Consider the following 14,385-nt stretch of genomic DNA (forward strand, 5'->3'; position numbering starts at 1 on the left):
TTGGACTCTTCTACGCTTGATAACACCTCAACCCGGACTCAATACCTTCGCGTTATTCTGATGGGGATTGCCGCTTTTATTGTGAATACCACTGAGTTTGTGCCGGTGGGGTTGTTGTCTTCGATTGCCAACGACTTTCATATCTCGCCGGCCCATGCTGGCTGGATGCTCACCGTGTATGCCTGGATTGTGGCCTTAATGTCGCTGCCTTTAATGCTATTGACAGGCAAGATGAACCGCAAAACCTTATTGTTGTGTAGCTTCGCGCTGTTTGTGATAAGTCACGCCTTATCCGTAGTGGCTTGGAGTTTTGAGGTGTTACTGGTGAGCCGTATTGGGATTGCGCTTGCCCATGCTGTGTTTTGGTCTATCACCGCGTCGATTGCGATTCGTGTCGCGCCGTGGGGGAAAAAGAATCTGGCGTTAAGTATCTTAGCGACGGGAACAGGCTTGGCTATGGTGTTAGGCGTACCATTAGGGCGTTTGATTGGCGAGTCATTAGGTTGGCGAACGACATTTGCCGTGATTGGTGTCGCGTCTTTGGGCATTACCATTGCGCTCATGCGCTTGCTGCCTAGCTTACCTAGTCTGTTTTCGGGCACCTTGAGCAAGGTTTCTGAGCTGATGAAGAACCCTGTTTTGATTTTCTTGTACTTCTTCATTTTTCTGGTGTTTACCGCCCATTACACGGCGTACAGCTATATTGAACCTTTCTTAGCCAATGTTGGAGACAACAGTGCTGGTTTTACCACACTGATTCTGTTGTTGTTTGGTGGTGCTGGCATTTTAGGCAGTGTGATATTCGGCTACTTTGGCGAACGAGCCAATGCTCAGTTGATTGTGGCGAGTACCTTGATTGTGACAGCGTCGACCGCTCTTCTGTATTCGGCCGCTCACGATAGTACTTTTATGGTGTTGGTGATTCTCTTTTGGGGGGCGGCACTGATGACGGTCACGTTATCAGCTCAAGTGCGTGTTTTTAATGTCGATGCGAATGCTTCCGACATTATTATGTCATTGTTTTCAGGGATTATTAATCTAGGTATTGGAGCAGGTGCGTTAATCGGTAATCAAGTCATTCAGCTGGTTAACATTCAAAGCGTTGGTGCTGCTGGTGCCTTTTTCGGTGCGGCTGCTTTTATTGTGATCGTCTATATTTTACGTCACATTGCATCGCTTACCCAGGCAGAGAAGAACCTCAAACAGTAGGTTGTCCTACCTTTGAGGTTCTGTTGATGGCCATTACTAACCGAGGTTAGCGATGAGAATTTGCCGTTTTAAAGTTTTTTATTGATCTTCACCATTAAGGCTTGAATTTCTTTGTGACGGCCAGTGTCTGCCACTGGACGAGTGGGTCTTGGTGCGGCTTTTTCAGCACTTTCTAGATATTGTTTTGCTGCTTTATAATCGCCATCGTCGTACAAAAAGTCAGCGTAGAAATAGTTGCCATCCAGCCCTTGTGGGTTGGCTTCGACCCCTTGTTTTAGTAACTTCTTGGCTTTTTTATCGCTTCCAAAGCCAATCGGCCACCCCGGTACTTTGTGATAAAGCACACCGAGGCTGGTTAAGGCACTGCCCGATAATGCATTGGGGTTGATGGCAATGGCTTTCTCAAGATTGGCTTTGGCGCTTTTTGCGTAGGATAAAGCGCCTATGCCACCTTTGGCGCCTGCTGTGCTTGCTTGAATGATGCCAAGCCAGATCATGTTGTCTGGATTATTTGGGGCGGCCTTGATCATGCTCTCTACGTTTTGCGCTAAGGCGTTAAAGGCATCGACCTGCTTGTCACTGTCCGTCATTTGGTAATTGATGTGAGCCCATTGATGTTGAATATCCAATAAACTTGTCGTGTCTTGTGCCCACGCTTGAGAGATAAAGCTTGTTGTTATTGCCAATGCTAGTAGTAGGGCTTTCATAAGGCCTCCTTTGTGTTTTGAAAAATAAAACGTTTAATAACTGGGAGCTTTTTCAATAATGCTTTATCGACAATCGATGGAAAGGCACCATTGATTTTAACGAACAACTTCTCAGGAAAGCCGACAACGCGACGGCTCTTCCCTTGTTCTAACTGGTCGATAAGCGCTTTCGCTACCTTATCAGCGGTATCGACGGCGGTGCCCAGCTGGGCATTCATCGCCATCGCCTGTTGGCTGTTAATCGATGTGGCAGTGGCTCTTGGGGCAAAGTAAGAGACACGAATGTTGGTGTCAGCCAGCTCTCTATAAAGCGCTTCGCTAAAGCCTCGTAAGCCAAATTTACTGGCGCAATAAAGAGATTGCCCTGCGAAGCCAATGCCACCGAGGACAGAGCCAACATTGATAATATGTGACTCAGTGTCTTTGTTTAGTAAGGGCAGCAGGCGTTGAGTCAGCAAAATAGGCGCGGTTAAATTGGTGTTGATAACCTCATTGGCTTCTTCTGCGGAAGTGTATTGCAAGGCTGAAAATTGCCCGATACCGGCATTATTAATCAACATAGAAAACTCAGGGGTAACCGTCATCGCTTCTGAGATGGCCGTTAATCCGCTTGCTGTAGCTAAATCAGCGACAAGTATTTGATGATCGCCGGGCAATAACGCCGCTAACGCTAATAAGCGTTCTTCATTACGACCTTGCAGGATCAGAGTAACGCCTTTAGAGGCTAAGGCATGGGCGATCGCTTGGCCGATGCCTCCCGTCGCGCCCGTTAATAGGCAGGTTTGTTGTTGCCAGTTCATAAAACCTCCTAAGCGGCTTGTTCTGATGCTGTTTCATTATCAATTTCACGAAAGATATTCGCGTACAATTTGAAGAACATTTTGGCGCTGTGAATGATTTGGTCTTGCTCTTCTTTAGCGGTGATTTTATTCATGAGGTTTTCAAAGAAAACGATGTGCTCTTGGTCTAAAGCCCCGTGTGAACTCAAGTAACTAAAGGCTTCTTTTGGCAGCTTAAGTTTGTCTTGGATTTGCTGTGCAGCATTGTCCGCCAGCGCAATACTGGTTCCTTCTAAGACAAACACCATGCCAAAAAAGCGCAGAGGGTTTTTACGCTGAATGGCATCGTAAGCATAAGCGACCATTAGCTCTGCGGCCGCTCCTGGTTTGCTGTGGCGCACGGCGTCTTTATCACCGCCAGCCGCGGCTATGTCATTGAGTATCCATTCCTGATGGCCCATTTCTTCTTCAATGTATTCGCCTATGGCCTCGCGCAACCATTCTTTTTCATCCGGTAGTCGGCTGCCTGTGGCCATTAATAATGGCACGGTATGCTTAACGTGGTGGTAGGCTTGGCTTAGAAAATCTAAGTAATTATCCAATGTTATTTTGCCGTGGAAGCAGCGTTGAATAATCGCAGAGGTGACTAAGTATTGGCGCTCGGCTTGGGTTTCGTTTTGCAAACGTTGATAAAGTGACATTGGTTTGTTTCTCTCTTGTCTTTGCTGCTCTAGTAAAACTCGAAAGTTTTCTTTATTTTCAAGGGAATAAAGATTTTCGAGCGATGCCTTAAAGTGGTTAAAAATGCGTTCTCGAACGGGCTTTCCGGTGGCTGTGACAAGGCCAGGAACGCTGACTAATGGTTGTTCTAGTGTGATCCAGCCACCTATTTGAGCGTAATCGGGTAGCCTAATATTGACTTGGTCAACCACGGCGGCAATCTGTTGTTGGCTGGCGTTTTTTTGCAGTGGGGTGAGCAATGCCACGCAATGCGGTTGCGCATCCCCAGCAACCAGCACCTCGCGAAAATGACCGCTGGCCATCAATTCGGCTTCGACCCATTCCGGTGAAATATTTCTACCAAAGGAATTGATTAATACGTTTTTACGGCGACCCTCTATGGTTAAAAAACCGTTTTCTAGAGTGACTAAATCCCCCGTATAGACAGCGCTTGGATAGAAGCTTTCGGGTTGGTTAAGGTAGCCTAAAAAGAGGTTTCCCTTGATCACCAGTTCATCGTCTTCAATGTGTACTTGGTTGTGCGGGAGTGTCTTGCCAGCGGCGCTAATCTGTTCTGATTTTTTGGTGTTGAGCGCCACCACAGAAGCGCACTCCGATAAGCCATAGCCTTGATAAACCGGTAAGCCTAAAGCGCGGGCTTTTTGCAGCAACCCTGCTGCCACTTTACCGCCGCCAACGGCAATAAATTGGAGGGATTGCGGTGGTTGCCAACCTTGGGCGCAGGCGCCGACAAACAGAGATAATAGTTCAGGAACCAGTATTAGACTGTTAGGTTGCTGTTCATTAATCAGCATGAGTAGGCGCTTTGGGTCCGTTAAGCGACTGCCACTAAATCCGCGTTCGGTTTGGCTGGCCAATAGAATGGTGCCCCCAACCATTAAGGGAGCGTAAACCCCAGCGATGTTTTCTAATAAGGTCGCTAACGGTAAGAGGCTAAGATGGCGGACGTGTTTTATGTCTACGGCATCGACCAGAGAGCGGGCAACGTTTCGTTGCGACTCTGCGCTTAAACAAACACCTTTAGGGTTTCCTGTGGTGCCTGAGGTGAAGGTGATTTTATGAGTGCCTTCTGGTATCTGCGGTGTTTGTGTGACAGGAAAGCGCACGGCATTAATACCTGCGAATGGCGACGCTCTTGTGTCCTTCTGTTCGCTGTTGTTATTGCTCTCAGTGAGCAATAATTCAATGCCACTTTGTGTAACCAGATGCGTGGTTTGGGTGTCACTGAAGAAGCCTGGTACCGGCACGCAGCAGATATTCGCCTGCTGACACGCTAGGTCAAATAAGACCCATTCTATGCTGTTGTCCATGGCGATAGCGACGCGCGTTACTTGCTGTGCCTTGAGCCAATTTTGGCGAGCGGTTACTGCTTCAGCGAGAGCCTGGTACGTCAGTGTTTGATGGGACGTTTGCAGGGCGATCTTGTTCGCCCATTCCGGTGAGGAAAAGTACCACATAATTAGAGTTCCTCCATTTGCAGTAATAGGGGTTGAAGATGCATTTTGACTAGCTCAAGTAAGGCTTCTAGTTCAGGTTGCATCAGTGCGATCGAGACTGATTTTTTGACGTCGAGGAGCATGACTTTAGGGCTGTTTTGGTAATAGCTCCCCCATTGCTTTTCTGCATTGACTAAGCGTTTAGGGTTCGCGTCGGCTAAAAAGGTCATTGGTAATTTGAGCTTTTCGAGCAGTTGGCAAACTGTTTTTGTTCCTGAAAATACCAAGTAATCGACGTCGGATAAGTACAGGCTCATTACGACTGTCATCAATAGAGGTAGGGTGAAGCGTTGGTTCTGGCTGTACAGATTGCCCAGCTCAGCTACGTTATGGCGATCTGTCCAGATGCCATGTTCTTGCAGTATTTCGGTAATGGAGGCAGGTAAATATTGTTCGGTGAATAATGGCTCATTGCCACGCCTTATCCCTACCACCGCTTTTAGTCCGCGAGCTTGTATGCCAAGTAGCAACGGCATGAAGGTGTTGACATCCGCCTGGTATTTTTTATGAAAGCCTTCTTTTATAAAGCTTTCCAATTGGGTTCTGGTTGCTCCTGAAGCGTTGGCGGCTACAAATTCATAGGGCAATGTTGGAATCGCAATCGTATATTGCTTGGGGGCAATATTTTGTGCATTTGATAGCTGCATACGCGCTCACTTTCTTGCTGGATATAAGCAAATTAAGTGAGTGTAAGTGAAAAAAAAATTAATTATGAGCGGCGTTATAACGCTTGACCAAATAATCCACCTTATATGAATAATCTTTTAATCTGAGCGTAAAAAGGCGCTAATTGTGTAGTGAGAGCAGCATAACCTCTGTTGTTCAACAGAGGTTATGCTGCTCTCGATAGTGCTAAGAAAAGTTTATAAAATATTGATATATAAAATTATTCTGATGGCAGGCCAAATAAGAAAACCAATAAACACAGCAGTGAAATTAAGCTAAATAAGCGTACTTTTTGTGTGCGTTTTTCTAGTGTTTTGGTTTGGTAAGCAACAATGGCCGCGGTTGCAGATTGCAATGTATAGAATAAAGCAAAGGCACGTGAAGCGTACGCAATGATGGCGTTTACATCCGTCATCCAAGTCAGAAAAAGCGTCACAGCAAGGACCAGAAGATAGGCATAACGAATAGGGATTTTTTGCTGAACAATGTCTTCAACTAAACCGCCAGCCCCTGAGGTGTCCGCAACAGACGCCGAAAATTGACTGCCAATAGCGGCTACTGAAATGAGTATTGGCAGTAGTATTGCCACCGGTGCAACCATGCTCGTGATCGCGGTGACATCTGCGCCCATGCCATGCTGGAATAGCACCGTCATCAGGCTTAAGAAAACAATATAAATCCCCGCCGATATCCATTGAGCAAGACGCATGGTGCTTATGCGTAATTCGGCTGGGTGCTCACTTTGTAGATAACGCGATGTTTCAAAGCCCTGCACAACAATGAGTAACCCTAGTAGTACACGTAAATCGTGCAGGTCTATGGTGGAATCTAGAGTGGGTAAGTGCCAACTTCCTGTTGACACTAAGCGAATATTATAGAGCGCTAAAGCGAAGAGTAGGCCTGCGATCATACCGAGATTAAGGCTGACGGCGTAACTCTCTATTTTCTCTAATTGGCTCAGCCCGCGCCACATACCCACGCCTCCAATAAAGAGTAAAATAAGTGACGTAATAATGTTTGACCAAAGCTCGCTGCTGTAACCAAAGGCGTTGAGCAAAAAAGCCGATAAGAGTTGCAGATAATAAGTAACAGAAATGAAATAGGCGCCAGCTAAAACAATGCGTGACACGAACGACACCGTTTGAGCTGGGCCTCTTTGATGTTCAATGGGCTCAAAATGGCGAATGTTGAAGCGAATAGCGCCGCCGACAGCGTAAGCGAGAAGCAATAAACCCCCCATACAGAGCACCGCGAAATACCCCACGGAGTCCGCCAATAAGGGAGCGACAACGAGAAACCCACTGCCCATGATGGAAGCCAGCGGTGTGACGGTTGCTTTCCAGCCCTCAGAGCGGGCAAGTCTTGTAGAAAAAGCGAGGTAAAGAAAAACGCAGGTGGCGATAGCCACAATAAAAAAGTTCAACATCCGTGGTGATTCCTGTGTAGATATTCCGCCCCATAGCACAGAGAGTTAGATTATTTGCTGTAAAAAGGATTGTGGTTATAACAAGAGGCTACCAATAAAGCGCTATTTATTAATTTATGGTACTCCAATACCTTCTTCCTTTACAGAATATATGATTGATCTGGTTATTGTTTTTATAGGCTTTTGAGGGGGTACTCCTGTTGTTGAGATGATTTGCTATTTGTATTTTCTCTTCTAAAACCTATGGGTTTGATTCTTTATTTAGTGTGTAAGTTGTTTGCAGATAGCAAGGAACCCCAGCTGTTTTGCTGATTAAGTGAGCGATATCACGCATGCTTGTAATCACTTTTCATCACCTTAGGGAGTTAGAAATGAGCAAAACAGTATCGAAAATCATGGTAGAAGCATTGACCGAAGCCGGTGCCAAACGTTGTTACGGCATAGTGGGCGACACCATCAATCACCTCACCGATTCCATCCGTGGCTCAGATATTGATTGGGTTCATGTGCGTCATGAAGAAGTGGGAGCCTTTGCTGCTGGTGGCGAATCCTACATGACCGGCGAGCTTTCTTTGTGTGCCGGAACCTGTGGCCCTGGCAGCTTGCATTTTATTAATGGCATTTTTGAAAGCCATCGCAACGGTGCGCCTATGGTGTTGATTGCGTCTAATGTGGATCGTCGTGAAGAAGGGCTAAACTTCCCCCAAGAAGTTGATCAAAAATCACTTTATGAGCAGTGTTCAGTATTTTGCGAACGCATCTCTCACCCTGATCAAGCGCGAAGAATTACCGTGCAGGCGGCTCAAACAGCCTTAGCTAAAAATGGCGTTGCGGTGATTGTGGTTAACGGTGATATGTTTCAAGAGACTGTGCATGATGATGCACCTTGGAAGGTGCATTTAGCCAAACCAGAGATACGACCTAATGAAGCAGAAATTGACCAGTTAGCCGACATGATAAACAAGGCAAAGCGTATTACCTTGTACGCAGGGATTGGTGCTCGTGAGGCAAAAGAGGCGTTGGTGTCATTATCTGAGTTGTTAAGGGCGCCCATTGTTCATAGCTCACGCTCCAAAGAATTTATTGAACCGAATAACCCTAATCAAGTCGGTATGACTGGGGTGTTAGGCAACCGTGCAGGTATGGAGGCGGTGGCCGATTGTGATTTATTACTTTGTCTGGGGAGTGATTTTGCTTATACCCAGTTTTACCCTGAGAAAGCCAAAATAGTACAGTTAGACCGAGACGCCAGCCATCTGGGTAAGCGCAGTCCAATTGACCTAGGTTTAGTCGGTGATGTAGGGGATACCATCAAGGCATTATTGCCGAAACTGAGTGCTAGATTAGACCAAGAGCATTTAGACAAAGCTCTACAGCAATGGAAAAAAGACAAAGCTGATTATGTTTCTGAAGCCAAATCAGGCAACGATTTATTGCACCCACAAACCGTGGCGCACATGTTGGATAAGCTCGCCGATGACGACGCGGCATTTACCGCCGATGGCGGCTCTCCTATGGTCTGGTTATTACGTCATTTGACCGCCACCGGAAAACGCAGTTTTTTAACCAGTTTATTGCATGGCACCATGGCGAATGCTTATCCACAAGCGCTAGGGATTGCTAAAGCCTATCCAGATCGACAAGTCATTGCCATGTGTGGTGACGGTGGTATGAGTATGCTGATGGGGGATTTATTGACCCTAGTGCAGGAAAACATCCCGGTGAAGCTGATTATCTTTAACAACGAATCTTTGGGCTTTGTTGAAATGGAGCAAAGGGTAGAAGGGTTATTGGATTCGTTTACGGGGTTACAGAACCCAGATTTTTCAAATGTTGCACGCTCGTTAGGACTAGACGGTTGGCGGGTAGACAGTCTTGATCAGTTAGAAGGGGCGATGGCGCAGTGGTTAGCATCGGATAAGCCCGCCATTTTAGACGTTAAAGTCAGTCGTATGGAGCTGGTTATGCCGCCAAAAATTGAGGCCAATCAAGTGGCTTCCACCGCCATGTTTGGACTAAAAGCGGTGCTTAACGGTCGTAGTGATGAAGTGGTATCCTTGCTTCGAGATAACTTTCTACGTTAGAGAATGATGAAAAATAAGGACATTAGATGCTTTTATATCACTCTGATGTCCTTGTTCAGCCCAAAAGGATAGGACAAAAAGTGCCAAGCAATAAACAAGTATTTGAGTTCGATTTAGACCAAGACCATATTGTGATTCAACGACGTTATGAAGCCCTTGGTGCCGTGAATGACCTTTTGATTGCTGTGTGGTTTTTGATCGGTAGTTTCTTTTTTTTAACAGAGGCCTTGGTGGTGGATGGAACCTGGCTGTTTATTTTGGGCAGCGGCCAATTGCTGATCAAACCTATTATTAAATTGATCAGCTTGGTGCACGTGAAGCGTGTTTATAAATCCACTTGTAACAAGCAGATTGAGTGATGAACCCTCAGTCTGTTAGTAGACTGAGGATACGTCATTTCAGGGCTTATTTGGTGTCGCGGTATGCTTGCATCTGTGTCTTTATTTCTGGGTCAGACGCTTCTAGAAAGGCTTTTACTTTTGCAATGTAATGGCTGTTTTCGTGCGCCGGTACACCAATTTTGTGAGCATCCGCAACGGCGACCATAGCGTCTTGGTCGTGTTGTCGGTATAGGTCGACCATCTTCTCGGCGTTTTCTTGCGGGATTCCAAGTGCTTCAAATGCCGAACGCCCCATGCGCAAACTACTGTCGTGTACTTCACGAATGATGTCGCGACAACCGTAAGACCATAAATCGTAAACATGATGACGGTCGTATGCCCGTGAAATAACGTGCAAATGAGGGTAGTGCTCCATCACGTATTTAATCAGCTTAGAGATCTGTTCTGGATCATCAATGGCGACAATTAACAGTTGCGCGTCTTCAATGCCGGCGGCGTGCAACAGTTCAGGGCGCGTCACATCGCCAAAATAGTTATTCACACCAAAGCGCTGCAGTGTTCTTAATTGCTTGGTGCTGTAGTCGATCACTGTGGTGTCGTACCCAGCAAGACTCATCATTCGATCGATCAAGCTGCCCATTCGGCCTGAGCCGGCAATAATGATTTTCTTATCTCCTGGCATGCCAACCCCTTGAGGCTGATCATCTTTGTCCTTTAGATAATGTGGCGCTAAATAACGATCGTAGAGAATAAATAGAATAGGGGTGAGTAGCATAGAGAGCGCCACCACCAGTAAGAGTTGATCGGCCAGTGCTTTGGGGATCACGCCATTCGATTCGGTAAACGACAGCAATACAAAGCCAAACTCCCCTGCTTGTGCCAGTCCTAGCGCGAACAGCCATTTGTCTGCTCCGCGAATTTTGAACAAACTGCCCAGCATCAACAATGCGACCATTTTTAGCACAATCACGCCCAGAGTAAGACTGATGATGCTGATCAAATGATCGGCTAATAGACTGAAGTTGATCCCTGCGCCCACTGTCATAAAGAACAGCCCAAGTAACAACCCTTTAAACGGGGCAATGTCGCTTTCTAGTTCGTGTCGGTAGGGCGAGTTAGCCAAAACAACCCCCGCGAGAAAAGTCCCAAGAGCAGGAGACAAGCCAACCACTGACATCAATAAGGTAGTGCCAATAACAAACATCAAAGCCGTCGCGGTAAAGAGCTCGCGCAGTTGTGCGGACGCGATAAACCGAAATATCGGGCTGGATAAGTAACTACCGCCCAGTATCACGGTAATAATGGCACCGATTGTGACTAGGGTAATCTGCCAGGTGGCCAGCCCTTCCAATAAATTCCAGCTGCTGCCATGGGCTGAGGCTTGCTCGGCCGCATGATTTAAGGCGCTGAGTAATTCAGGCGTGGCGAGTAAAGGAATAAACGCCAGCATAGGGATCACTATGATGTCTTGAGCGAGCAAAACCGAAAAAGACGCTTGCCCACCGTCTGAGCGCATTAAGCCTTTTTCCCCTAAGGTTTGCAGCACGATAGCGGTTGAAGAGAGCGCCAAAATAAGGCCGACCGCAAGACTGATTCGCCACGACTGGTCGAGCATCATGGAGGCGCCCATGATAAACAATGCCGTTAACGCGACTTGTCCGCCACCTAACCCAAGTAAGCGGGTTTTCATTGCCCACAGCTTCTTCGGCTCTAGCTCTAGACCCACTAGAAACAGCATCAAAACGACCCCTAGCTCGCCAAAATTTTGTACTGAGACTAGGTCCACATTCAGAATGGAAAGAATGGGGCTGATGATTATGCCGGCTAATAAGTAACCGAGAACTGAGCCGAGTCCTAATCGAGAAGCGATGGGGACAGAAATGACTCCAGCAACAAGAAAAATGAACGTCAGTAGTAAAGCGTCAATCATGAAAGGCAATTTCCAGTAGGCAGCGAATTAAAGACTTATAATAAAAGGTTTATGAACTTTAATCTTCTTACAAATAGGCTATTTTATTTCATTGGTGTGTTTATTTTACGACATCTTTCATCCTTAGCTGTGTGCTGGGTTTGGTGTGTTGCAAACGATCATAAATAGAGCCTATTTTGATCATCTTATGTCGCATGAAAGTTGCTTTTAGACACTCAAGTAAATGGTTTTTTCTTTGAGTTGATAATGCGGCTTGTGTTCATATTCTCTCGCTTTCTATGGATAAAGGGATTATAAAGAAAGGACATCGCATGTTCATAAGTGCCTCTTTTTGAGAGTGTGTTCTTGCTGTTAACGCATCGCGCTCTTCATTCTATAAGCATTCAGCTACGCCTATTTTATTCATTACTCAGAGCTCAAACGAAGATGAAAATATTCAGTTGCCAACAGTGTTCACAAGTCTTGTTATTTGAAAATACCTTGTGTGAAAATTGTGGATCTGCCTTAGGTTTTTTGCCGGACCAAATGGTATTAAGTGCACTTAAGCCACATGATTCAGGCTATCTTGCTTTAGCGGACACATCTGTGCCGGCACCCGTATGGCATTATTGTGATAATCATCAACATGGGGTGTGTAATTGGCTGGTGGAGAGCGACCATACTTTTTGCATGGCCTGTGATTTGAACCGACACATACCCAATCTAGAAGCCATTGAGCAACGCCAAGCTTGGCAGCAGCTAGAGTTTGCTAAACATCGATTAGTCTATTCATTGCTGCAATTAGAGTTGCCCTTGATCAGCAAAAAAGAAGACCCTGAAGACGGTTTATCATTCGACTTCATCTCAGAAGAAAATGTGGTGCCGGACAATGCGCAATCCAGTACCGGTCATGCGCTTGGGCAAGTCACTATTAATGCCGCAGAAGCGAACAGTGCTGATCGTGAGCAAATGCGAGAAGACATGAATGAGTCTTACCGTACGCTAATTGGCCATTTTCGCCATGAGGTTGGGCATTATTATTGGGATCAATTGGTGGCGACAGACGAAAGTACGTTAGCGCTTTATCGCGAATTGTTTGGCGATGAACGGGAAAGCTATAAAGATGCTTTGCAGCGCCATTATGAGACGCCAGTCGAGAATTGGCGTGAGCAGTTTGTCAGTGTTTATGCATCCTCTCACCCTTGGGAAGATTGGGCCGAAACTTGGGCGCATTATCTGCATATCCTCGACACGTTAGAAACCGCGAGTCAGTTCGGGATGAGCCTTCAGCCGCCTAATGCTCAATATCAGTCACTTTGTGTGAATGTGACGATTGACCCGTATCAACACTCAAACTTTGATGACATTCTGGCTCAGTATTTACCGCTTACGTTTGCTGTGAATAACCTCAATCGAAGCATGGGGCAGCCGGATTTATACCCGTTTGTTATTGTCCCCGCTGTGCGTAAAAAATTGAATTTCATTCATCAATTATTACAGCCGATGTTATGAGGGGCTTAGCCTTCATGAGTCATCGTTAGAGCCAAAAATCTCAGTTAGAAAAGACAAAAACGCCATCAAGGAGAGGGCGTTTTTGCTAAAGGCTCGCTGTGGGATTAAGCCGCGTCGCTTTCAGGGTAATCGTTGCTATCTTCATCGAATGAGGTGGAGATTTCCTCTGCATCGTAAATAGCGTCTTCATCTGGTTCTATGACAAGATCTTCTAACGGCAAAGTGTCGTTTTTGTTTTGCTCTTTCGGTTGTGTTTCTTTGGCTTTGGATTTTATCTTTGGTGTGGTCTTACGCTTTGCACCTAAGGCCTCTAGCAGCGTGTCCTTGTTTTCAGCAAGATACATCGACAAGGCTTCTTTTTGCTGATGGTCTCCTGCTAAATCACTACTTTCTAACACTTCATAAAGTGCGTCTGCTGTGTCGAGTAACTTGTCATAGGCATCGGCTTCAGCTTTGGAAGTAAATGTCATTTTCTCAATTCCATCACGTTCTACAACGTATTTAATAACTACAGGCATGATCCACCCTCGTGAAAAATTATACTGTATAAATATACAGGAATGTTTTTCGTTCTGTCTAGTGCTTTTAGTTGGTGATTAATACAATGATTGATAAAGTAGTGCCCTTAATGAAGGAACCTAATTGTTATGTCATTCGATTTTTCTCAGCTCTCTTTTTCCGATTTTGACTTTTCGGTTGTGAAAGACCACCTCGAAATATTTTTGACCGTTGTTTGGCTATTGCTCTCCTATATTATCCGTCGCTTTACTAAGCGCGCTATTCGGCTGCATCCGACCTTAGAACATGACAAAAAACGTCAAAGAATCAATTCATTAGACAATATTTTCAACCTACTGTTGGTGGTGGGTTTTATTTTAATTTGGTCTTCTGAATTACAAAATATTGCGATCTCCATTGCTGCCTTTATGGTGGCCTTGGTATTGGCGACGAAAGAGTTTATTTCTTGCATAGTCGGGGCCTTTTATCGCGCCAGTACTCGACCTTATCAAGTGGGCGATTGGGTAAGAATTGCCAATTATGAAGGCGAGGTCACAGACAGCGATTGGCTTTCAACGACGCTTTTTGAAGTGGATTTGAAAGGTGGCAGTTACGGTTATACAGGACGAACAACTGTGATCCCCAACAGTGTATTGCTGACGCATACGGTGCAAAACCTGAACTACATGCGTCGCTATGTGACCCATACCTTTTCGATTTCTAGACTGACTGATGACGTCAATTTGTTTGAAATTAAAGGCAAAATACTGGATAAGATACGGGAATACAGCGAGCACTTTCATGAGGTTGCGATTCGTTACAATAGCCTGATTGAGAAGCGCTTAGACATTAAAATCTCAGGGCCTGAGCCTAAAGTGCGAATCACGACCTCCCCTGAAGGCTATAATATTTTCACCGTTTCATTATTTTGTCCGACGGAAGAAGCCATGGTGATTGAACAAAAAGTAACGGAAGACTTTATGAACTTTTGGTTTGAAAAAAGGGCTAGATAGTGAA

Annotated in this window: 12 protein-coding genes; 5 read left to right on the top strand and 7 right to left on the bottom strand. The window is 45.7% G+C overall.

From position 1 onward, the window contains the following. Positions 1 to 1,209, top strand: a complete 1,209-nt coding sequence (locus tag ACIGBN_RS00665; RefSeq protein WP_396663082.1) for a sugar transporter — start codon at positions 1 to 3, stop codon at positions 1,207 to 1,209. 68 nt (positions 1,210 to 1,277) lie between these two features. Here ACIGBN_RS00665 and ACIGBN_RS00670 read toward each other — a convergent pair whose 3' ends face one another. The 5 genes from ACIGBN_RS00670 to ACIGBN_RS00690 form a co-directional block, all read right to left on the bottom strand. Further along, complete coding sequence (locus ACIGBN_RS00670) at positions 1,278 to 1,916, bottom strand: hypothetical protein (RefSeq protein WP_133001953.1); 639 nt, start codon at positions 1,914 to 1,916, stop codon at positions 1,278 to 1,280. Continuing rightward, positions 1,913 to 2,716, bottom strand: a complete 804-nt coding sequence (locus ACIGBN_RS00675) for an SDR family oxidoreductase (protein WP_396663084.1) — start codon at positions 2,714 to 2,716, stop codon at positions 1,913 to 1,915. The genes ACIGBN_RS00670 and ACIGBN_RS00675 overlap by 4 nt, the downstream gene beginning before the upstream one ends. Positions 2,717 to 2,724: 8 nt before the next feature. Then, the gene (locus ACIGBN_RS00680) at positions 2,725 to 4,893 is read right to left on the bottom strand and encodes an AMP-binding protein (RefSeq protein WP_396663086.1); all 2,169 of its coding nucleotides are present in this window, start codon (positions 4,891 to 4,893) and stop codon (positions 2,725 to 2,727) included. A gap of 2 nt (positions 4,894 to 4,895) precedes the next feature. After that, positions 4,896 to 5,579, bottom strand: coding sequence for a thermostable hemolysin (locus ACIGBN_RS00685; protein ID WP_396663088.1), 684 nt, complete (start codon positions 5,577 to 5,579; stop codon positions 4,896 to 4,898). A gap of 239 nt (positions 5,580 to 5,818) precedes the next feature. After that, positions 5,819 to 7,024 carry a hypothetical protein gene (locus tag ACIGBN_RS00690; protein ID WP_396663090.1) on the bottom strand — a complete coding sequence of 402 codons (1,206 nt, stop codon included), beginning with the start codon at positions 7,022 to 7,024 and terminating at the stop codon, positions 5,819 to 5,821. Between the two features lie 371 nt (positions 7,025 to 7,395). Between ACIGBN_RS00690 and ACIGBN_RS00695 the strand changes: the two genes are divergently transcribed. Together ACIGBN_RS00695 and ACIGBN_RS00700 are read left to right on the top strand one after the other, a co-directional pair. After that, complete coding sequence (locus ACIGBN_RS00695; RefSeq protein ID WP_133001948.1) at positions 7,396 to 9,108, top strand: thiamine pyrophosphate-dependent enzyme; 1,713 nt, start codon at positions 7,396 to 7,398, stop codon at positions 9,106 to 9,108. Between the two features lie 80 nt (positions 9,109 to 9,188). Next, positions 9,189 to 9,467 (top strand): YrhK family protein, encoded by a 279-nt coding sequence (locus ACIGBN_RS00700; protein ID WP_207923319.1) that lies wholly within the window; start codon positions 9,189 to 9,191, stop codon positions 9,465 to 9,467. Positions 9,468 to 9,513: 46 nt separating this feature from the next. Here the strand turns inward: ACIGBN_RS00700 and ACIGBN_RS00705 are convergent, their stop codons facing one another. Further along, entirely contained in the window at positions 9,514 to 11,379 is a 1,866-nt protein-coding gene (locus ACIGBN_RS00705) for a cation:proton antiporter (protein WP_396663093.1), read from the bottom strand. 426 nt (positions 11,380 to 11,805) lie between these two features. Between ACIGBN_RS00705 and ACIGBN_RS00710 the strand changes: the two genes are divergently transcribed. Next, positions 11,806 to 12,870 (top strand): putative zinc-binding metallopeptidase, encoded by a 1,065-nt coding sequence (locus ACIGBN_RS00710; RefSeq protein WP_396663095.1) that lies wholly within the window; start codon positions 11,806 to 11,808, stop codon positions 12,868 to 12,870. A gap of 104 nt (positions 12,871 to 12,974) precedes the next feature. Here the strand turns inward: ACIGBN_RS00710 and ACIGBN_RS00715 are convergent, their stop codons facing one another. Then, positions 12,975 to 13,388 (bottom strand): YebG family protein, encoded by a 414-nt coding sequence (locus ACIGBN_RS00715; protein ID WP_396663097.1) that lies wholly within the window; start codon positions 13,386 to 13,388, stop codon positions 12,975 to 12,977. 129 nt (positions 13,389 to 13,517) lie between these two features. Between ACIGBN_RS00715 and ACIGBN_RS00720 the strand changes: the two genes are divergently transcribed. After that, positions 13,518 to 14,381 carry a mechanosensitive ion channel family protein gene (locus ACIGBN_RS00720; RefSeq protein WP_133001943.1) on the top strand — a complete coding sequence of 288 codons (864 nt, stop codon included), beginning with the start codon at positions 13,518 to 13,520 and terminating at the stop codon, positions 14,379 to 14,381. Positions 14,382 to 14,385 lie beyond the last annotated feature (4 nt).

Origin of the sequence: Marinomonas sp. NPDC078689 (genome assembly GCF_044542435.1) — a bacterium.
Taxonomy (GTDB): domain Bacteria; phylum Pseudomonadota; class Gammaproteobacteria; order Pseudomonadales; family Marinomonadaceae; genus Marinomonas; species Marinomonas arenicola.